Consider the following 19,368-nt stretch of genomic DNA (forward strand, 5'->3'; position numbering starts at 1 on the left):
TCACTCTGAGTAGTTATACGATCGCGCTGCGTGCACGAGAGTGTGGGGCGTCAGTACCGAACCGCCCCCGAGGAGGCATCGTGCCATCCCTGAGCACCGCACTCGCCCGCGCCCTGATCGTCACCGCCGCCGCCGCGGCCCTGGCCGGCGTCACCGCCCTGCCCGCCGCGCCGCCCGCCGTCGCCGCCCAGCTCCCGCCGGGCGTGATCCAGCTCGGCGACGGCGAGCCGTGCCCGCCCGGCACGCTGTGCCTCTACCGCGACTACGGCTTCTCCGGCCCGGCGTACGGCATCGGCGCGGGCTACGTCGTCGACCTGCACTGGCTGCCCATGTACGGGTCCGGCGGCCCCACCGCCGCCGACAACGTCTCGTCCTGGGCCAACCGCACGGCGGGCGTCGCCCTGCTGGTCGACGAGCAGGGCGGCCGCTCCCGCCCGCTCTTCCCCGGCCAGCACCTGGAGGAGCCGCTTCCGCTGAACGACACCGTCGACCGGGTCGTCTGGTAGAGGTCGCCCGGGAGAAGCCCGCGAGGCGTCCGCGGCAGCCCCCTGCCGCGGGCGCCCGCGCTCAGAACAGGTCGCCCTCACCTGCGCGGGAGAAGGCCGGCGCGGACGATCGCGTTCACGATCCGACGCGCCAGGAGTGCAGGTAGTCTTCCTGCTCGGGGTTGAGCACGTCGATGCCGATGCCGGCCGCGGCCAGCTTGAGCCTGGCCACCTCGTGGTCGATCTCTTCAGGAACGTCGTACACCCCCGGCGCCAGGCCGGCCCGCTCACCGGCCAGCCAGGCCACGGCCAGCGCCTGGGCGGAGAACGACATGTCCATGACGGCCGCCGGATGCCCCTCGGCGGCGGTGAGGTTGACCAGGCGGCCCTCGGCGAGCAGCAGCAGGCGGCGGCCGTCGGGCATGACGTACTCGTCGGTGTTGGGCCGGACCCCGCGGTGCACCTCGGAGGCCAGCTCGTCCAGCGCCCGCACGTCGATCTCCACGTCGAAGTGCCCCGCGTTGGCCAGGATCGCGCCGTCCTTCATCGCCGCCAGGTGCTCGGCCCTGATCACGTCGCGGTTGCCCGTCACGGTGACGAACAGGTCGCCGAGCAGCACGGCCTGCGCCATCGGCCGCACCTCGTAGCCCTGCAGGGTGGCGTCGAGCGCCTTGACCGCGTCGATCTCGGTCACGATCACCCGGGCGCCGAAGCCCTTCGCCCGCTCGGCCACCCCGCGCCCGCAGAACCCGAACCCGGCCACCACCACGGTCCGGCCCGCCAGCATGGTGTTGGTGGCCCGCATGATGCCGTCCAGCGTGGACTGGCCGGTGCCGTACCGGTTGTCGAACATGCGCTTGGTTCGGGTGTCGTTCACGGCCACCACGGGGAACCGCAGCGCGTCCTCGGCCGCCATCTGCCGCAGCCGGATGATCCCGGTGGTGGTCTCCTCGCAGCCGCCGCTCACGCCGTCGAGCAGGTCGGTCCGCTCGGTGTGCAGGATGTTGACCAGGTCACAGCCGTCGTCCAGCACGAGGTCGGGCGCGAGATCGAGCGCCTGGTGGATGTGCCGGTAGTAGGCGGCCCGATCCACCCCGGCCCGCGCGTGCACCGCGATCCCGTAGCCGCGCAACGCCTCGGCGACGTCGTCCTGCGTGGACAGCGGGTTGGACGCGGCCAGCGCGATCTGCGCGCCGCCCGCCTTCAGCGCCCCCATCAGCACGGCCGTCTCGGCGGTGACGTGCAGGCAGGCAGCGATCTTCAGCCCGTCCAGCGGGCGTTCGAGGGAGAACCGCTCACCGATCGCGGTCAACACCGGCATCGACCGGGCAGCCCAGGAGATCTGCCGTTCACCGCTCGCACTGAGATCCATGGCCAGCCCCCACCGAAGAACACGGCCAAGATTACGCGTCGTCACGGCGCCCGGCCCGTGAGCCTTCACGACCGGCCATGACGGACGGAGGTGGCGTCGGCGCGTGCGGGTAACCTGGCCCGCCGTAAAAGATGAAAAAACGGATGGCTCCGAGAGACGAGCTCCCGGAGCCACTCTGAGGAAGATCTAGTACCGGTAGTGGTCGGACTTGTACGGGCCCTCGATATGGACGCCGATGTAGGAGGCCTGCTCCTTGGTCAGCTCGGTGAGCTTCACGCCCAGCGCGTCGAGGTGCAGCCGGGCCACCTTCTCGTCCAGGTGCTTGGGCAGCGTGTAGACGCCGATCGGGTATTCGGCCGTCTTCGTGAACAGCTCGATCTGCGCGATCACCTGGTTGGTGAACGAGTTGGACATGACGAAGCTGGGGTGGCCGGTCGCGCAGCCCAGGTTCATCAGGCGGCCCTCGGCCAGCACGATGATCGAGTGGCCGTCGGCGAAGACCCACTCGTCGACCTGCGGCTTGATCGTGTTCCTGACGATGCCGGGCAGCTTGGCCAGGCCGGCCATGTCGATCTCGTTGTCGAAGTGGCCGATGTTGGAGACGATCGCCTGGTGCTTCATCTGCGCCATGTGCGCGGCGGTGATGATGTTGAAGTTGCCGGTGCAGGTGACGAAGATGTCGGCGATGCCGACGACCTCCTCCAGCGTGGTCACCTGGAAGCCGTCCATGGCCGCCTGGAGCGCGCAGATGGGGTCGATCTCGGTGACGATGACCCGGGCGCCCTGGCCGCGCAGCGCGTCGGCACAGCCCTTGCCGACGTCGCCGTAGCCGCAGATCACCGCGACCTTGCCGCCGATCAGCACGTCGGTGGCGCGGTTGAGGCCGTCGATGACGGAGTGGCGGCAGCCGTACTTGTTGTCGAACTTCGACTTGGTGACCGAGTCGTTGACGTTGATCGCCGGGAAGAGGAGCTGGCCGTTCTTGTGCATCTCGTAGAGACGGTGCACGCCGGTCGTGGTCTCCTCGGTGACGCCCTTGATGCTCTCGGCGATCCGGGTCCACCGCTTGTCGGCGCCGACCGTGCGGGTGAGCAGGTCGATGATGACGTGCCACTCCTCCGGGTCGTCGGCGGTGGCGGGCGGCACGGCGCCGGCCTTCTCGTACTCGGCGCCCTTGTGCACCAGCAGCGTGGCGTCGCCGCCGTCGTCGAGGATCATGTTGGGGGCGTCGCCGTCAGGCCAGGTCAGCGCCTGCTCGGTGCACCACCAGTACTCCTCCAGCGTCTCGCCCTTCCAGGCGAAGACCGGCACGCCGCGCGGGTCGTCCACGGTGCCGTCGGGGCCGACCACCACGGCGGCGGCGGCGTGGTCCTGGGTGGAGAAGATGTTGCAGCTCACCCAGCGCACCTCGGCGCCGAGCGCCACCAGCGTCTCGATGAGGACGGCGGTCTGGATGGTCATGTGCAGGGAGCCCATGATCTTCGCGCCGCGGAGGGGCTGGGAGGCCGCGAATTCCTTGCGGACCGCCATGAGGCCGGGCATCTCGTGCTCGGCGAGCCGGATCTCCTTGCGGCCGAAGTCGGCAAGTGAAAGGTCGGCGACCTTGAAGTCCATCGGGTTTCCCCTCGCGTCACTGATGTTGTCGCGACGAGTTTAGGCGGCCCTCGTACGCGGTCGCACCCCAGGTGGCTGGAATCTGACGTAAGAATGTAAGAATGCGCATCACGGAAGCGGCCAAGCGACTCGGCATGTCCCCGCGAATGCTCCGATACCGGGAGGCTCTCGGCCTGCTGCCTCCTGTGCGGGAGCAGGGGGCTCATCGCCGGTTCGGGCCGGACGAGCTGTCCGCGGTGGCCCAGGGCGTGGAGCTGGAGAAACGGTTCGACGTCTCGCCGGCCGAGCTGGCGTTCGCGCTGCGGGTGCTGAGCGACCCGGCGGTGGCGGCGGCCGTACGCGACCTGGGGGTGCGCATCGGGCGCATCCAGGTGCCCCGCAGGGCGCTCGACTTCGAGAAGGAGAAGGCCCTGCGCCTGCTCCGCCACCGCTGAGCAGAGCCCTGCGCCTGGCCGGCCGCCGCCCGAGCAGAGCCCCGGCACCGCTGAGCAGACCTCGCGCCGCGCGGAGATCTGCTCAGCGCGAGGTGGTCAGGCGGCGGCGAGGTGGTCAGGCGGAGGTGGAGGCGTTGCCGGAGCGCAGGCGGTCGAGGTCGGGCTCCAGGTAGATCACCCGGGCGATCGGCACGGCGTCCCTGATGCGGCGCTCCGCCTCGTCGATGCCGTGGGCGACCTCCGCCGCCGTGTCGTTGTGCTCGACCGCGATCTTGGCCGCCACCAGCAGCTCGTCGGGCCCCAGGTGCAGCGTGCGCATGTGGATGACCCGCGCCACCTCGGGCGCGCCCTCCAGGGCGGTCCTGATGCGGCTCTCCATCTCCGGCGCGGCGCCCTCGCCGACGAGCAGCGACTTCATCTCGACGGCCAGCACGATCGCGATCACGGCCAGCAGCACGCCGATCATCAGGGTGCCGACGCCGTCCCAGCGGCCGTCGCCGGTGATGACCGCCATCGCCACGCCGAACAGCGCGAAGACCAGACCGAGCAGCGCGCCGAGGTCCTCCAGCACGATGACGGGCAGTTCGGGCGACTTGGAGCGGCGGATGAACGAGACCCAGGACTGCTTGCCGCGCACGGTGTTCGATTCCTTGATCGCCGTACGGAACGAGAATCCCTCGGCGATGATCGCGAAGGTCAGCACGCCGAACGCCCAGGCCGGCGCCTCCACCGGATGCGGATCGGAGAGCTTGTGCACGCCCTCGTAAATCGAGAACGCGGCGCCGATCGTGAACAGCACGACGGCCACCACGAAGGCGTAGAAGTAACGCTCGCGCCCATATCCGAACGGATGCTCCTTGGTGCTGGCCCTGGCCGCTCTCTTGCCGCCCACCAGCAGCAACACCTGGTTGCCCGAGTCGGCGACCGAGTGAATGCCCTCCGCCAGCATCGAGGACGATCCGGTGAAGGCCGCGGCCACGAACTTGGCCACGGCAATGGCCAAGTTCGCGGACAATGCCGCAATGATCGCTTTGGTTCCGCCGCTCGCGCTCACCGATCTGCTCCACTCATAAAGATCAACTGCAAAGGCCTGTGGAAGGGGATCCTATTGCGAAATTCTGGCCTTCAGTTCAGTGATCGCCGACACAGAGGTGGGATCGATGGCATAACCCAGTGCCAGATAGGTGCTGGCGTAGTCGCCGAGCCCGATGAGCGTGGCCATCCGCTCCAGCGGATGCACGCCCTCGGCCATGAGCTCGCTGACCGGCACCCCGCGCTCGCGGGCCAGCCTGAGCGACGCCTCGCGCCGCCGCGTCACCTGGGGGTGCTCCTCGACGTCACGCAGGATCACGAGCCGCAGCGAGCGTCCTGAGACGTCGGCGAAGATGTCGCGCTCGGCCACCGGCCCGTCGAGGGCCGCGACCTGGAGGTGACCGGCCTCGGGCAGCTCGCCGTGCATGGCGGGATATTTCGCGTTAGCGTGCAGCTGGCCGGCCAGCCGGTGCGCCGCGACGGCCGTGGACGGCGAGGAGCCCCAGATCATCGGTAGGGACTCGGCCAGGTCCATCGCCAGCGACTTGCCCGGGTTGATGAACGACTCGCTGGCCGGCCGGCACCGGTTCGCCATGTCCTCCAGCGTCGCGGCCACCCGCTCGAACAGATCCGGCTCCGCCGTCACCAGCCGCAGCTCGGCGGCGGCCACGATCAGCGGAATCGCCAGCAGCCACAGGTTGGCCCTGGACTGCCCGCTGACCGGCACCGGGACGTAGACGGCCGACGCCTGGGTGGCGACGGCCTCCAGCGGCGATCCGGGGGCGCCCACGCCGAGCAGCGTGCAGCCGCGCCGCACAGCCTGGGTGGCGACGGACAGCGTCTCCTCGGTGTCGCCCGAGCCGGAGACGGCGATGACCAGGTCGGTGGCGCCCACCCAGCCGGGGAGCTGGTAGGAGCGCACGGTCACGATCGGCAGCGGGGCGCCGTTGCCGGCCACCGCCGCCAGCATGTCGCCGGCGATGCCCGAGCCGCCCATGCCGGCGACCACGATGGCGCGGGGACGCCCCTGGCCGGCCAGGCGGTCCACCCGGGCCTCGATCGCGTTGCGATAGCCGGTGCGTACGTGGGCCGCCGCGCCGGCCACCGCCGGCAGCATGCCCGAGGGATCGCCCTCACTGAGATGACGCTGGTCGTCGAGCCGCTCCGGCTCCCAGGTCACGGCTTCCTGGCCTCGTCGACGAGCAGAACCGGGATGTCATCCCTGACCGGATAGATCAGCCCGCATCCGGTGCAGGCCAGCTCTTCCGCCTCGGTCTCGGCACGCAGCGGAGCCTTGCACGCCGGACAGGCCAGGATCTCCAGCAGCCAGTCGTCGATCTTCACTCTGACACCTTTCCCACAATGGCGAGGACCTCGTCCCTGATCGCCGTCATCTTCGTCTCGTCGGCCGCCTCGGCGTTCAGCCTGAGCAGCGGCTCGGTGTTGGAGGCACGCAGGTTGAACCACCAGCCGGACCCGGTCACGGTCAGCCCGTCGAGCTCGTCGAACTCCCCGCGCCCGGCGAACTCCTCGCGCACCCGCCGCAGCGCCTCGGCCTGGTCGGACACCGCGCTGTTGACCTCGCCCGAGGCGTGGTAGCGCGAGTAGGCCCCGACCACCTGCGACAGCGGGCTGTCCTGCTCGCCCAGCGCGGCCAGCACGTGCATCGCGGCCAGCAGGCCGGAGTCGGCGAACCAGAAGTCCCTGAAGTAGTAGTGGGCGGAGTGCTCGCCGCCGAAGACGGCGCCGGCGCGCGCCATCTCGGCCTTGATGAACGAGTGCCCGACCCGCGTGCGCACCGGGACGCCGCCGTGCTCGCGGACGATCTCCGGCACGCCAAGCGACGTGATCAGATTGTGAATGATCGTCGCCCCGGGATGCTTGGCCAGCTCGCGCGCCGCCACCAGCGCCGTGACCGCCGAGGGCGAGACCGACTCGCCGCGCTCGTCGATCACCCAGCACCGGTCGGCGTCGCCGTCGAAGGCGAGCCCCAGGTCGGCGCCGCGCTCGACCACCGCGCGCTGCAGATCCACCAGGTTCTGCGGCTCCAGCGGGTTGGCCTCGTGGTTGGGGAAGTTCCCGTCGAGCTCGAAGTAGAGCGGGGTCAGCTCGATCGGCAGCCCGTCGAACACGGCCGGCACGGTGTGGCCGCCCATCCCGTTGCCCGCGTCGACGACGACCTTCAGCGGCCGGATGCCCCGCAGGTCGACCAGCGTGCGCAGATGGTCGGCGTAGCCGGTCAGCAGGTCTTTGCCGATCACCGAGCCGCCCGGCGCGAACGTGGCCCCGAGCAGCTCGGCCGCCCGGTCGCGGATCTCGGTCAGCCCCGTGTCGCCGCCGATCGGCACCGCGCCCGAACGGCACATCTTCATGCCGTTGTAGCGGGCCGGGTTGTGGCTGGCGGTGAACATCACGCCGGGCAGCCCGAGGCTGCCGCTGGCGTAGTAGAGCAGGTCGGTCGAGCCCAGCCCGGCGTGCACGACGTCGGCGCCGCGCGAACGGGCCCCGCGGATGAACGCCTCGGCCAGCGGGGGTGACGACTCGCGCATGTCGTGCGCGACCACGACCGATCCGGCGCCGGTCACCTCGACGAACGCCGCGCCCACGGCCTCGGCGGCCGGCTCGTCCAGCTCGTCGGGCACCACTCCGCGAACGTCGTACGCTTTGAAGATCTTGGCGAGGTCGCCCACTCTCCAGCTCCGCCCTAGGTCGGTTCCGCCTTACACAGGGAGCCTACCGGTCGCGGTGCTGCTGGGCCGATCTCAGAACGCGCAGATGCCCGCGACGGCCGACCTCGACGCCCTGACCGACCGGCTCACCACCGCCGGACGGCGTCGGCCGCGCGGCCTCTCTGACCGCGTTGGCCAGCGCCTCTAGATCGTCGGAGCTGGGCGAGGCGCCGTCCGTCGGCAGCCGAACCACCTCCCAGCCGCGGGGAGCGGTCAGCCGCTCGGCATGTTCGGCGCACAGGTCATAACAATGTGGCTCCGCGTACGTCGCCAGGGGGCCCAGAACAGCGGTCGAGTCGGCGTACACGTACGTGAGCGTGAAGACGGCAGGCTGGCTGCAGGCGGTGCGGGAACAGCGGCGGACGGGGCTCACGGAGGGACCGTATCTGGTAAGAGTGCGAGGCGCCACTACCTGAGCGCTCTTAACGAGCGTGTCGCCACAATTCGGACACCTGTCGCAGGTTTTCCACCCACATGCCCCGCAGAAATCGCCCCTTCCCCCGCACTTCCCTCCCCGGCTTCCCCACCTGCCCTCATGGCCAACCCCTCCTGCCTCCCCTTCCTTCACCAAAAGTGCCTGGGTCCGCCGCGAGCGGAACCCGTACGCGCTCCGGGTGCGCGGGGGACGCGCCCCGTACACTGGCTGGCGTGACACAGAAGCGCGGGCCCAGACGGCGCGATCGCCATGGTCGCGGCCTGCGCGGCCCGCTCGCTCCCTCCCATGTCCCCATCGCGAAGTCGCGCAGCGAACGCTTCGACGACCTGGTGCTCGACGCGGTCGACCGGCTCCGGCCGCGCTGGGAGAAACAGCTGTCGGCGGTGGAGTTCGCGGTGGAGGAGGTGCCGCCGCTGAGCGAGCTGGGCGACGGGCCCCGGCTGGGCTCCGATCCGATCCCGTTCGGCCGGGCCGACGCCGCCGCCGGGCAGTCGCCCGCGTCCGTGGTCATCTACCGGCGGCCGCTGGAGGCCAGGGCGCGCGACCGCGACACGCTGGGGGCGATGGTGCACGACACGGTGGTGGAGCAGGTCGCCACGCTGCTGGGCCTGTCCCCCGAGACGGTCGACCCGGGCTACGACGACCGCCGCTGAACGTCCGGCGCTCACCGCCGCTGAACGGCTGATGCTCAAAGAGCGCCGCGTGACCGGCTGATACTCAAGGAGCGCCACGTGACCGGCCGGAGCCCGGGCGCTCAGGGGAGCACCACGCGGGGTGTGTCCGTCAGGGGCGGGAGCATGGTCCACATCCGCGCGGGAGCCAGCGGCTGCGCCGTGAGCAGCAGGCCTGTCCTCAGGCGTTCGCGCACCACCCGCCCGCCGTAGACCTCTCCCGACACCGGCGTGACCACGACCGCGAAGTCGCCCTTGGCCTTGAGCCGCACCGCCCGCGTCCGCCCCGCCGCCACCTCCACGTCGAACGGCTCCTGCTCCGCCCCCTCGCCCGCCACCACCTGCACCCGCACCGCGCCGGGCCCGCCGACGGCGGTGAGCAGGAGTTCCGAGCCGGCGGCGTTGCGGGCCACGGCGCTGCCCAGGTCCAGGGACGGCGTCCCGGCCGTGAAGGCGACGTCCGAGCGGCCGCCGGTGCCGGTGATCACCAGCCCGGCCACGACCGGCGCGGACGAGGTCAGCAGGAGGGCGGAGGCGGAGCCGGCGATGCCGGTGGTGACGTCGAGGGCGACCACGCCGCCGGCCGGCACGTCCAGCGACTCCTTGCCGCGCATCGCGAACTCGGCGTCCTCGCTCACCGCCCTGATCTGCACCGTAGCGTCGCCTTCGCCGGGCGCGGCGACGAGCAGGCGGCGCGGGCCGCCGCCGCCGGGGATGCCGGGCACGACCACGCGCGTGGCCGGCGGCGCGGCCGGCGGGAGCCAGTCCACGCCGCCCGTCTCCAGCATGGCCCTCGCGGCGACGGCCACGCGGCCGAAGACGGTGGTGACGCTCAGGGCCATGATGTCGGCGGACGGGGCCAGCGTCCTGAGGTCGATCTCCCTGTGCTCCCCCGGCGCGATCTCCAGCCCGGTGCCCGCGTCACCCGAGATCGGGCCCTCCGCCGCGTAGACCTGCACGTCCGCCAGCGCGGGCGTCTTGTCGGCGTTCGTGAGGTGCAGGCGGACGTCGGCGTTCGCGGGACCGGGGCCGACCAGCCAGGTGGCGGCGGACGGCTCCGTGCAGCGGACGCCCGCCAGGCCGCGCCCCGCGCCCTTGGTGACGCGGGTGAGGTAGCCGGCCTCCAGGCCGGCGGGTCCCTTGGTCACGAACGGCTTCGCGTCCTCCATGGTCTCGCCGTTGACCGTTCCGGGCAGGTAGACGCCGACCCGCTGGCCCTTCGCCCCCGGGCAGACCGCGGTGACCGACTCCACGGGCACCTTCCTCGGGGCCGAGGGCCGGGGCGGGAGCGGGGCGGGCGTGGTGACGTACGCGACGCCGTACAGAGCGGTCAGGAAAACGACGACCAGCACCAGCAGCCCTGACCGGTGCTCGACGAAGGCTCTCATCGCGCCGCCTCCGGCTCTCCGGGCCCTTGCGCGCCCGCCGGCGTCCCGGGACATCACGCGCCCGCCAGCGCCATGCCCGCGGGCTCCGCCGCCTCCTGCCGCTGCCGTCCTGGGGACGCCAGCAGCACCACCACCAGCAGGAACGCCCCCTGCGCCCACAGCAGCGGCACGTGCAGGACGCTCACCGGCTGGGCGGGCACGCGGGTGACCGGCTCGGCCAGCCGCCACAGGCCGCCCGACTCCGACAGGCTCAGGCGCTGCAGCGACGGCTGCGAGTCGAGCGTCCTGGCCAGCTCGAAGGAGACCGGCGGCGCCAGCGCCACCATCCCGATGCCCTGCTGGGCCAGCGTGGCCGCGTCGCCGCCGCGGCCGCCGACCAGCCCCTCCGCCGCCGCGCCCACCCGGGCGCGAGTCCTCTGATCGGCCGGCAGCTCCGCCTCGCCGATCAGCGGGATGCGCCCGTGCAGCACCGTGAACCCGGAGCCCTTGATCACCAGGGTCCGTTCCCCCTGCGTGGTACGGGCGGTGGCGAGGGCCGGCATCACGTCGGGCGTGTCGCCGCGCAGCGGCCCGCGTACCCCTTCCACCATCCAGTAGCCGGCGGCCAGCAGCGGCGTGCTGAACGCCACCGCCACCACCGCCGTCGCCCCCAGCCGCCGCAGCCCGCCGCCCGCGCGCAGCTCGGTCAGGCGGTGGGCGGTCAGCCCGACCAGCACCACCAGCCCCGCGCCCGCGATCGCCAGCGGCACCCCGGGCCAGGCCCGCGCGCCGTCGACGGTGATCCGGCTGACCAGGACGCCCGCCAGCACGCCGTAGAGCGCGACGCCCCAGCCGACGGCGACGATCGTGCGCTGGCGGCGCATGAGCAGCGCGGCCAGCGCCGCCGCCACCAGCCCCGCGCTCACCCAGAACGGCGGCAGTCCCGGCCCTCCCGGGCTGATCGCCAGCAGGGCCTCGGCGGACAACGACGGGTCCACCAGGGCCGGATCGTGCAGGCCGGCCTCAAGGAGCAGCCGTCCTGGGTCGCCCAGCAGGTCCACCAGCCAGGGCAGCAGGAGCAGCGGCGGCACCGCGAGCGCGATGCCCATCGACCCGGCGACCCCGCCGCGCACGCCACCCTTGTCCGCCCCGCCGCGCACGCCATCCCTGTCCGCCCCGCCGCGCACACCATCGCGCACGCCACCCCTGCCCGCGCCGCGCACACCGTCCCGCATGTCACTTCGGCCGGCGGATCGCGGCCGGTGGCGGGCGCCGCCGGAGGCGAGCACGCCGAGGACCGCGAAGAGCGGGTAGACGAGCGGCACGAACGCCGTCCCGACGGCCAGCAGCAGGCCGAGCCCCCACGCGGCCCTCCTGGACGGCCGGGGCTCGCCGGACAGCAGCCGGGCGCAGAGCCAGGCGTACACGGGCACGAGGACGAACACCACCGCCGTCCCCACCCGCCCCGCCGCGATGGCCCCGGTGCCGACGGGCAGCAGCGCGTACGTCCCCGCCGCCCAGGCCCTGGCCGGCACGGCCGGGACGATGTGCCGCGTGGCCAGGTACGCCGTGGCCCCCGCCAACGGCACCGAGCCCAGCAGCAGCACCGACACCGCCACCCAGGTCTTGCCGAGCGCGAGCGTGGACAGGGCGGCCAGCACGGCCACGTACGGCGGCGCCCAGGCGGCGGAGCCGAGCCCGACGTCGTGGTACCCCTCGGTGTAGAAGGCCCACAGGTCGCTCGCGCCGCCGGTCACCGGCACCAGGGCGCCGCCGCCGAGCCGGTCGCCGCCGAGGAGCGAGCGTTCGGCGATCAGCGAGACGACGGTCAGCGCGAACATGAGGATGACGCCGGGGCGGCCGATGAAGCGCTGGAAGGCGCCGGCGCCGGGCGGCGGGACCACGTCCGGCTCCTCGCCGGGGGAGCCGGGAGCGGTCGTGGAGTGGTGGTGCCGCCCGGCGGAGTCGACGGGCGCCTCGCCGGCCAGGAAGCTCTGCACCATGTCGGTGAGGCGCCGGTAGGCCGCACCCCGAGGGGTCATAAGCCGCTTTATGCGTATATATCCCCTCTTGCGGCCGTGACGGCGGGCCCGGCGCGCCCGCAGCAGCCGGAACGGATGCACCAGGATCGAGCAGATCGCCACGACCTCGTCCAGCGCGTTCGCCGGCTGTTTGCTCACGATGAACAGCAGCGTGCGCACGATCGAGCTGATCACGTTCCGCAGCAGCGCCCACAGCATCGCGCGGAACGGCAGGTTCGCCATGACCACGAAGATCGCGTTGCGCCGGTCGAGACGGCGCGGATGGTCACCGCTGACCGTGATCCGCCGCCGCCTGCGGGCCGCCGCCTCGGCGTGCCAGGCCACCGCGGACGTCACGATCAGCACCCTGTGCCCGGCGTTGCGCACCCGCCAGCACAGGTCGAGGTCGTCACGGAAGATCGGGAAGAACGGGTCGAGGCCGCCGGCCTGCTCCCACACGTCGCGCCTGATCAGCATCCCCGCCGTGGACACCGACAGCACCTCGCGGGTGCCGTCGTGCTGCCCCTGGTCGAACTCGCGCGGCTCCAGCCCCGTGTCCCTGCGTCCCGTACGGCCCACGGTGACGCCGATCTCCAGCAGCCGCCTGCGGTCGAGCCAGTCGCGTAACTTCGGGCCGAGGACGGCCGCCTTGGGATCCTGCTCGGCCGCGCTCAGCAGCAGCTCCAGCGCCCGCCTGTCGGGGGCGCAGTCGTCGTGCAGCAGCCAGATCCATTCGTCCCGCCCGGCGGACGGGAGCTTGTCCAGCACCGCGGTGACCGACTCGCCGAAACCGGTGGAGCGGGGCAGGGAGATCACGCTGCCGCGTCCGAGCGTCTGGGCCAGCAGGTCGGCCGAGCCGTCCTTGCTGCCGTTGTCGACGCCCGCCACGCGGTCCGGTCGGCGGCTCTGGTTGATCAGGGCGCGCATCGTCTCCCCGAGCCAGCGCGCGCCGTCATGGGCGACGACGATCACGGTGACGTAGGGACGTGCCATGGGTGGGTGACTCCTGGGGGGATGATCAGGCGGCCCCACCATACAGGTGCGACGCCGTCAGGAGATGCGAAAAGGGTCACACGGCGGACCGCGTGACCCCTTCCCCCCTATATAACGATAAGAAACCGCAGGTCGGACTGCCGTCCGCGACCCACGCCGCAGCGGCGGCCCGCACCGGATCTCTCATTCGACCTAAACGGCCTGACGCTTGATCCGTCTGCGCTCCCGCTCGGACAGCCCACCCCAGATGCCGAACCGCTCATCGTGCTCGAGTGCGTATTCCAGGCACTCGGCACGGACCTCGCACGATCGGCAGACCTTCTTGGCCTCTCGGGTGGAGCCGCCTTTCTCCGGGAAGAACGCCTCCGGATCAGTCTGCGCGCACAACGCGCGCTCCTGCCAGCCGAGTTCTTCAGCGTCAAGCTGATCCTGTGCGATGACCGGATCGGTCACTGCACACCTCCCTGCCGCCCGCCCGCAATGGAGCCCCCCATGGACGCCTTCCTTATTACCCACCCACAGGAAGGCGTAACAACATGGTTGTAATTACACGCGTGTGCCGTGCGTGACGTCAAGCGGCATGCAGCTATCCGGGGAAAGACCAGATCTCGCCCCGGTGTGCTCGGCATGTGATGTTCGCACCGGGCCGGCGCCTTGCACGCATGGCGTCGGCCTGGCTCGTTCAACGCTGTCTGCGGTCGGAACCGTACCAGGGCGGGAAACACGCCCGCCCATGGCCCACCTTCTCTCTAGCAGTCCATTGCCGGTCCGTTACCTTCGGGGCTCATTGGGGGTGTATATGGCCGTCGGGTCGATCGGGTCGTCCCCGGGACGGCGCTGGTCGCCGCCGAAGGCGTTGCCGAACGACGTCGGGTCGAGCCGCATCGTGGACTCGGCCTGGTCCGGCCATCCCGGCTGGGCGGCGGCCTGCGGAGCCTGGTGGGTGGGCCGGTACTGGCCCTGCTGCGGCTCGTAGCCGCCGTACTGCTCCTGGACCTGCCGCTCGAGCTCCTGCCGCGGGTGGCCGAACGGGTCGCCGCCCTGCCCGCCGCCGTAGTCGGGCACGCGCAGCTCCGGCTGGGTGCCCGCGTTCGGCTGGCCGGCGTTGGACTGGTACGTCTCCGCCTGGTGGTAGGCGTCCATGAGCTGCTGCGAGCGCGGGTCGACCGGCGGGTCGGGCTCCTGGTAGGCGGGCGGGGTGGCGAACTCGGCGCCGGAGTAGCCGGTGAACGGCTGGCCGCCCTGCTGTTGCTGCTGCTGGTCGAACGCGCTCTGGCCGAAGTACGACTGCTGCTGCGGCTCAGCCGGCGGGAACGGGGCGTTGGGGGCGGTCTCGCTCGGCGTGTACGCGGCGTCGGCCGGGGGCGCGAACGGGTTCGCCTGCTGCTGCTCGGCCGGCGGCGCGAAGGAGGCGGCCTGGTCGTTCGCCGGGGGCGCGTACGGGTTCGGGCTCGACTGGCCGTAGACGTTCGGCTGGCTGTCGGCCGGGACGTACGGGGCCGGGGTGTACTCGCCGGCCGGCGGCGTGCTGTAGTCCTGGGCCGCCGGGGCCGTGTCCACGGAGCTGTAGCCCTGGCCGAACCCCTGCGGCGGGAAGGACGGCTCGGGCTGCTGCTGGTCCGCGGGCGCGGCCGGCAGCGCGCCCCTGATCTGCGGGTACGGCTGCTGCGGGTTGGTCGCCTGGGGCTCGGGCTGCCCGCCGAAGCTGGGCGGCTGCTGGCCGTATCCGGGCGTCGAGGGGGGCTGCTGGCCGTATCCGGCGGCCGCCTGGTCGTACCCGGGGGCGGACGGCGGCTGCTGGTCGTACGCGGGGGCCGAGAGCGGCTGTGGCGCGTAACCGGGGGTTGAGTGGGGCTGCTGCGCGTAGCCGGGCGTGGAGGGCGGCTGCTGGCCGTAGCCGGGCTGCCGGCCCGACATCGGCTGCTGGCCGTACTGCTGCTGATCCTGCGGGCCGCCGAAACCGGGCTGACCGCCGGGACCCTGACCGGGACCACCAGGACCCTGCTGGCCGGGGCCTCCGGGGCCCTGCTGGCCGGGACCGCCAGGGGCCTGCTCCTGGCCGAACCCAGGCTGGCCGGGCTGCTGGCCCGACATGGGCTGCTGGCCGTACTGCTGCTGGTCCTGCGGGCCGCCGAAACCGGGCTGACCGCCGGGACCCTGACCGGGACCGCCGGGGCCCTGCTGGCCGGGGCCTCCGGGGCCCTGCTCCTGGCCGAACCCCGGCTGGCCGGGCTGCTGGGCGAAGCCGCCTGCGGCCTGGTCCTGGCCGAAGGGCTGCTGGCCCGAGGGGGGCTGCTGGGGGTAGCCGGGCTGGCCGTAACCGGGCTGGGGCTGCTCGCCCTGGCCGAACTGCTGGGGCTGGCCGCCGAAGAAGCCGGGCTGGGCGCCGAACTGGCCGTGGTACACCTGGGCCGCCTGCCGCTCGGGCATCACCTGCGGGAGCAGGTAGACCAGCGCGATGGCGGTCAGGGCGAGCGTGGGCACGCCGAGGAGCACGTACTCGATGGTCGAACGGGCGCCGAGGCCGGAGAAGAGGCCGAGCAGCAGCGCGAGCATGCCGAACACCGAGGCCAGCAGCAGTCCGGCGGCGGCGCCGTACGTGATCGGCTTGGCCTTGGCCGACGGCTCGCCCACCTTCGTCACCAGCAGCACGGCGCCGAGCAGCAGTGCCGTCACGACCGGGCTGGTCACGCTCGAGAAGTTCCCCGCCGCGCGGTCCATGAACGACGACGACGCGGTCGACCCGATCAGGATGTGGCCGATCGCCAGCACGACCTGCATCAATCCGGTGACGAGCATGATCCAGGCGGCCGGCTCCTTCAGCCGGGCGACGTCAAGTTTGCTCACAACTACCCCCATCGGACCCATTAGCCCGAAGGGAGTTTGCCACATCACCGACCCCCCTGCCGGGAGTCCCAGGAACCTCTTCCATCTCAATTCATGCAGTACCAGGACGTACACCGCCGACAAAAAGGCGAAAACCGGTCCCCCGACCGGCTTGTCAGAGCCCGGTGAAAGACTGGGCCGCATGCACATCGTGTCACTCGCCGGCGGCATCGGCGGCGCCCGCTTCCTGCGCGGCCTGCGCGCCGCCGCACCCGACTCCGCGATCACCGTCATCGGCAACACGGGTGACGACATCACCCTGTTCGGCCTGCGGGTCTGCCCCGACCTCGACACCGTGATGTACACCCTGGGCAACGGCATCGACGAGGAGCAGGGCTGGGGCCGGGCCAAGGAGTCCCACGTCGTCAAGGAGGAGCTGGCCGCGTACGGCGTCGAGCCGCAGTGGTTCGGGCTCGGCGACCGCGACTTCGCCACCCACATCGTGCGCTCGCAGATGCTGGAGGCGGGCTACCCGCTCTCGCAGATCACGCAGGCGCTCTGCGCGCGCTGGCAGCCGGGCGTACGGCTGCTGCCGATGAGCGACGACCGCTGCGAGACCCACGTCGTGATCGAGGACGAGCGCGGCAAGCGGGCGATCCACTTCCAGGAGTGGTGGGTACGGCTGCGCGCCTCCGTCCCCGCGCAGTCGTTCGCGCTGGTGGGGGCCGACACCGCGAAGCCGGCCCCCGGAGTGCTTGAGGCCGTCGAGCAGGCCGACGTGGTCATCCTGCCGCCGTCCAACCCGGTGGTGAGCATCGGCACGATCCTCCAGGTTCCCGGCATCCGCGAGGCGCTGCTGCCCAAGACCGTCGTCGGCGTCTCGCCGATCATCGGCGGCGCGCCGGTCAGGGGCATGGCCGACGCCTGCCTGACCGCCATCGGGGTGGAGACGACCGCGCAGGCGGTGCTCGATCTGTACGGCTCCGAGCTGATCGACGGCTGGCTGGTGGCCGAGGAGGACGCCGGGGTCGCGCTCGACGGCGTGCGCGTGGTCGCCAGACCGCTCCTCATGCACGACGCCGAGGCCACCGCCGCCATCGCCCGCACCGCCCTCGACCTGGCCCAGGAGCTCGCCCGATGACCACTCCTCCGCACGGGGGCCCGGCGCCCGCCACCCCGCACGACGACCCCGCAGTCAGCCCGCCGCACGACGCTCATGCCGCGACCCTGCCGCGCGACGGCTCGGCGGCGCCCGAGCGGGTCGAGGTGGTCGCGGTGACCGGGATCGGCGAGGTGCGGCCGGGAGACGACGTGGCGGCGCTGCTGGCCGGCGCCGGGCTGCGTGACGGCGACATCGTGGTGGTCACCTCCAAGATCGTGAGCAAGGCCGAGGGCCGGGTGCGTCACGCGCCGGACCGCACCCAGGCGATCGAGGACGAGACCGAGCGGGTGGTCGCCAGGCGCGGCGACACCGTGATCTCCCAGACCCGCCACGGGTTCGTCATGGCCGCCGCCGGCGTCGACGCCTCCAACACCGAGCCCGGCACGGTGCTGCTCCTGCCGGAAGACTCCGACGCCTCGGCCAGGCGCATCAGGGCGGGGCTCGCCGGGCACGCCAGGGTGGGCGTGATCGTGTCCGACACGTTCGGGCGGCCCTGGCGCAACGGGCTCACCGACGTCGCCATCGGGGTGGCCGGTCTCCGTCCGCTGGACGACTATCGCGGCACCTCCGACACCTACGGCAACCAGCTCAACGCCACGGTCACGGCGCTGGCCGACGAGATCGCGAGCGCGGCCGAGCTGGTCAAGGGCAAGCTCGCCGGGGTCCCGGTGGCGATCGTGCGCGGGCTGTCCCACCTGGTGACCGAGGACGACGGCCCCGGGGTCAGGCCGCTGGTGCGGCCGGCCGACGACGACCTGTTCCGGTTCGGGTCGCGCGACGTGGTGTTCGCCCGCCGGACGATCAGGGAGTTCTCCGACCGTCCTGTCGATCCCGAGGCGGTGCGCCGGGCGGTCGCGGCCGGCATCGCGGCGCCGGCGCCGCACCACACGACGCCGTGGCGGTTCGTGCTGCTGGAGTCGCCGCAGACGCGGACGAAGCTGCTCGACGCGATGCGCGAGGCGTGGATCGCCGACCTGCGCGGCGACGGGTTCACCGAGCAGTCGATCGCCAAGCGGGTCAAGCGGGGTGAGGTGTTGCGCAACGCTCCCTATCTGGTCGTGCCCTGCCTGGTGATGGAGGGGTCGCACACGTACCGCGACGAGCGGCGCAACACCTCCGAGCGGGAGATGTTCATCGTGGCCACCGGCGCCGGGGTGGAGAACTTTCTGGTTCAGCTCGCCGTCGAGGGGCTGGGCTCGGCGTGGGTGTCGTCCACGATGTTCTGCCGGCCCGTGGTGCGCGAGGTGCTCGACCTGCCCGAGTCGTGGGACCCGATGGGCTGCGTGGCCGTCGGGCACGCCGCCGCGCCGCCGCGTGACCGGGCGCCGCGCGATCCCGGCGACTTCATCCTCACGCGTTGACCGGCGGTCCGGACAGCGGTCAAGTCCGCCATTTACCGTTAGGAAAGTTTCCTTTACATTGGGGCCACCCCCCATGTAAAGGAGCCACTTCATGCGAAGGACTCTCACGCTCGTCGCCGTGGTGGTGATCGCGGTCGCCACCACGGTGTTCAACACCACACCCGCGTTCGCCCACGGCTACGTGCTTACACCGCCGAGCCGTCAGGCCAACTGCCACCAGGGCAAGGTCTCCGGCTGCGGCAACATCGTCTACGAGCCGCAGAGCGTCGAAGGCCCCAAGGGCCTGCGCAACTGCCACGCCAACCTCGGCCAGTTCGCCCAGCTCAGCGACGAGAGCAAGCCGTGGCCCGCCGCGTCGGTGGGCAGCACCGTGACCTTCACCTGGACGTTCACCGTCAGGCACGCCACCTCGAACTTCGAGTACTACATCGGCAACACCAGGGTGGCCAGCTTCGCCGGCAACGGCCAGCAGCCGCCGGCGACGGTCTCGCACCCGGTCAACTTCTCCGGCTACTCGGGCCGGCAGAAGGTCCTCGCCATCTGGAACATCTCCGACACCACCAACGCCTTCTACTCCTGCGTCGACCTGAACTTCGGCGGCGGTGGCGGCAACCCCACCCCGACGCCTCCGCCGACCGTCACACCGACGCCCACCCCGACGCCGACCGTGCCCCCGACGACGCCCTCCGGCACCTGGCGGGCGGGGACCGCGTACAGCACCGGCAACACCGTGACCTACAACGGCGCCACGTACCGATGCCTCCAGTCGCACACCGCCCTCACCGGATGGGAGCCGCCGAACGTGCCGGCGCTCTGGCAGCGCGTGTAGCCGCGCCCCTCGTTGAGACCGGCCGCCCAGAGCTCC

Annotated in this window: 17 protein-coding genes and 1 pseudogene; 6 read left to right on the plus strand and 12 right to left on the minus strand. The window is 72.0% G+C overall.

Going from position 1 to position 19,368, the window contains the following annotated elements:
- Nucleotides 1-80 precede the first annotated feature (80 nt).
- Nucleotides 81-506: a peptidase inhibitor family I36 protein gene (locus OIE67_RS40265; protein ID WP_326630375.1), complete on the plus strand. Its 426-nt coding sequence runs from the start codon at nucleotides 81-83 to the stop codon at nucleotides 504-506.
- 115 nt (nucleotides 507-621) lie between these two features.
- On the opposite strand, the gene OIE67_RS40270 is transcribed toward OIE67_RS40265, so the two are convergent.
- Together OIE67_RS40270 and ahcY are read right to left on the minus strand one after the other, a co-directional pair.
- Nucleotides 622-1,857 (minus strand): adenosylhomocysteinase, encoded by a 1,236-nt coding sequence (locus OIE67_RS40270; RefSeq protein WP_326630378.1) that lies wholly within the window; start codon nucleotides 1,855-1,857, stop codon nucleotides 622-624.
- Between the two features lie 186 nt (nucleotides 1,858-2,043).
- On the minus strand, nucleotides 2,044-3,471 hold the full coding sequence (ahcY, locus tag OIE67_RS40275) for an adenosylhomocysteinase (protein WP_326630380.1): 1,428 nt from the start codon (nucleotides 3,469-3,471) through the stop codon (nucleotides 2,044-2,046).
- Between the two features lie 101 nt (nucleotides 3,472-3,572).
- Between ahcY and OIE67_RS40280 the strand changes: the two genes are divergently transcribed.
- Complete coding sequence (locus OIE67_RS40280) at nucleotides 3,573-3,905, plus strand: MerR family DNA-binding transcriptional regulator (protein ID WP_106236653.1); 333 nt, start codon at nucleotides 3,573-3,575, stop codon at nucleotides 3,903-3,905.
- Nucleotides 3,906-4,020: 115 nt separating this feature from the next.
- On the opposite strand, the gene OIE67_RS40285 is transcribed toward OIE67_RS40280, so the two are convergent.
- The 5 genes from OIE67_RS40285 to OIE67_RS40305 are packed head-to-tail and all read right to left on the minus strand — an operon-like array spanning nucleotide 4,021 to nucleotide 8,039.
- On the minus strand, nucleotides 4,021-4,959 hold the full coding sequence (locus OIE67_RS40285) for a cation diffusion facilitator family transporter (RefSeq protein WP_326630383.1): 939 nt from the start codon (nucleotides 4,957-4,959) through the stop codon (nucleotides 4,021-4,023).
- Nucleotides 4,960-5,010: 51 nt separating this feature from the next.
- The gene (locus OIE67_RS40290; RefSeq protein WP_326630385.1) at nucleotides 5,011-6,117 is read right to left on the minus strand and encodes an SIS domain-containing protein; all 1,107 of its coding nucleotides are present in this window, start codon (nucleotides 6,115-6,117) and stop codon (nucleotides 5,011-5,013) included.
- On the minus strand, nucleotides 6,114-6,281 hold the full coding sequence (locus OIE67_RS40295; RefSeq protein ID WP_106236648.1) for a Trm112 family protein: 168 nt from the start codon (nucleotides 6,279-6,281) through the stop codon (nucleotides 6,114-6,116). Before OIE67_RS40295 ends, OIE67_RS40290 begins: the two co-directional genes overlap by 4 nt.
- The gene (locus tag OIE67_RS40300) at nucleotides 6,278-7,627 is read right to left on the minus strand and encodes a phosphomannomutase/phosphoglucomutase (RefSeq protein WP_326630390.1); all 1,350 of its coding nucleotides are present in this window, start codon (nucleotides 7,625-7,627) and stop codon (nucleotides 6,278-6,280) included. Before OIE67_RS40300 ends, OIE67_RS40295 begins: the two co-directional genes overlap by 4 nt.
- 43 nt (nucleotides 7,628-7,670) lie before the next feature.
- On the minus strand, nucleotides 7,671-8,039 hold the full coding sequence (locus OIE67_RS40305) for a DUF3499 domain-containing protein (protein WP_106236645.1): 369 nt from the start codon (nucleotides 8,037-8,039) through the stop codon (nucleotides 7,671-7,673).
- 275 nt (nucleotides 8,040-8,314) lie between these two features.
- On the opposite strand from OIE67_RS40305, the gene OIE67_RS40310 reads away from it, so the two are divergent.
- Complete coding sequence (locus OIE67_RS40310; RefSeq protein ID WP_326630394.1) at nucleotides 8,315-8,755, plus strand: metallopeptidase family protein; 441 nt, start codon at nucleotides 8,315-8,317, stop codon at nucleotides 8,753-8,755.
- A 101-nt stretch (nucleotides 8,756-8,856) separates the two neighbouring features.
- Here OIE67_RS40310 and OIE67_RS40315 read toward each other — a convergent pair whose 3' ends face one another.
- The 5 genes and pseudogenes from OIE67_RS40315 to OIE67_RS40335 form a co-directional block, all read right to left on the minus strand.
- Entirely contained in the window at nucleotides 8,857-10,161 is a 1,305-nt protein-coding gene (locus OIE67_RS40315) for a DUF5719 family protein (RefSeq protein WP_326630396.1), read from the minus strand.
- A gap of 53 nt (nucleotides 10,162-10,214) precedes the next feature.
- Nucleotides 10,215-12,182: a hypothetical protein gene (locus tag OIE67_RS40320; RefSeq protein WP_326645829.1), complete on the minus strand. Its 1,968-nt coding sequence runs from the start codon at nucleotides 12,180-12,182 to the stop codon at nucleotides 10,215-10,217.
- Between the two features lie 198 nt (nucleotides 12,183-12,380).
- Nucleotides 12,381-13,196, minus strand: a pseudogene (locus tag OIE67_RS40325) (glycosyltransferase); the annotation flags it as partial.
- Between the two features lie 150 nt (nucleotides 13,197-13,346).
- A complete protein-coding gene (locus OIE67_RS40330; protein ID WP_020546325.1) occupies nucleotides 13,347-13,607 on the minus strand; it encodes a WhiB family transcriptional regulator in 261 nt (86 codons plus the stop codon).
- A gap of 318 nt (nucleotides 13,608-13,925) precedes the next feature.
- The gene (locus OIE67_RS40335; protein ID WP_326630403.1) at nucleotides 13,926-16,001 is read right to left on the minus strand and encodes a hypothetical protein; all 2,076 of its coding nucleotides are present in this window, start codon (nucleotides 15,999-16,001) and stop codon (nucleotides 13,926-13,928) included.
- Between the two features lie 181 nt (nucleotides 16,002-16,182).
- Here OIE67_RS40335 and cofD point away from each other — a divergent pair, with 181 nt between their 5' ends.
- The 3 genes from cofD to OIE67_RS40350 all read left to right on the plus strand — a co-directional run bounded on the left by cofD (nucleotide 16,183) and on the right by OIE67_RS40350 (nucleotide 19,332).
- Nucleotides 16,183-17,121, plus strand: a complete 939-nt coding sequence (gene cofD / locus OIE67_RS40340) for a 2-phospho-L-lactate transferase (RefSeq protein WP_326630405.1) — start codon at nucleotides 16,183-16,185, stop codon at nucleotides 17,119-17,121.
- A complete protein-coding gene (locus OIE67_RS40345; protein ID WP_326630407.1) occupies nucleotides 17,118-18,503 on the plus strand; it encodes a coenzyme F420-0:L-glutamate ligase in 1,386 nt (461 codons plus the stop codon). The genes cofD and OIE67_RS40345 overlap by 4 nt, the downstream gene beginning before the upstream one ends.
- Nucleotides 18,504-18,594: 91 nt before the next feature.
- Nucleotides 18,595-19,332: a lytic polysaccharide monooxygenase gene (locus tag OIE67_RS40350; RefSeq protein WP_326630409.1), complete on the plus strand. Its 738-nt coding sequence runs from the start codon at nucleotides 18,595-18,597 to the stop codon at nucleotides 19,330-19,332.
- The last annotated feature ends 36 nt before the right edge of the window (nucleotides 19,333-19,368 follow it).

The organism is Nonomuraea fuscirosea (assembly GCF_035917475.1).
In the GTDB taxonomy this organism is placed as follows: domain Bacteria; phylum Actinomycetota; class Actinomycetes; order Streptosporangiales; family Streptosporangiaceae; genus Nonomuraea; species Nonomuraea fuscirosea.

What these genes read in the sequence shown, in the direction of transcription:
- OIE67_RS40320 (WP_326645829.1), bottom strand. Translation starts at nt 12,182, where the DNA reads ATGACCCCTCGGGGTGCGGCCTACCGGCGCCTCACCGACATGGTGCAG.
- OIE67_RS40315 (WP_326630396.1), bottom strand. Translation starts at nt 10,161, where the DNA reads ATGAGAGCCTTCGTCGAGCACCGGTCAGGGCTGCTGGTGCTGGTCGTC.
- cofD (WP_326630405.1), top strand. Translation starts at nt 16,183, where the DNA reads ATGCACATCGTGTCACTCGCCGGCGGCATCGGCGGCGCCCGCTTCCTG.
- OIE67_RS40270 (WP_326630378.1), bottom strand. Translation starts at nt 1,857, where the DNA reads ATGGATCTCAGTGCGAGCGGTGAACGGCAGATCTCCTGGGCTGCCCGG.
- OIE67_RS40350 (WP_326630409.1), top strand. Translation starts at nt 18,595, where the DNA reads ATGCGAAGGACTCTCACGCTCGTCGCCGTGGTGGTGATCGCGGTCGCC.
- OIE67_RS40345 (WP_326630407.1), top strand. Translation starts at nt 17,118, where the DNA reads ATGACCACTCCTCCGCACGGGGGCCCGGCGCCCGCCACCCCGCACGAC.
- ahcY (WP_326630380.1), bottom strand. Translation starts at nt 3,471, where the DNA reads ATGGACTTCAAGGTCGCCGACCTTTCACTTGCCGACTTCGGCCGCAAG.
- OIE67_RS40280 (WP_106236653.1), top strand. Translation starts at nt 3,573, where the DNA reads ATGCGCATCACGGAAGCGGCCAAGCGACTCGGCATGTCCCCGCGAATG.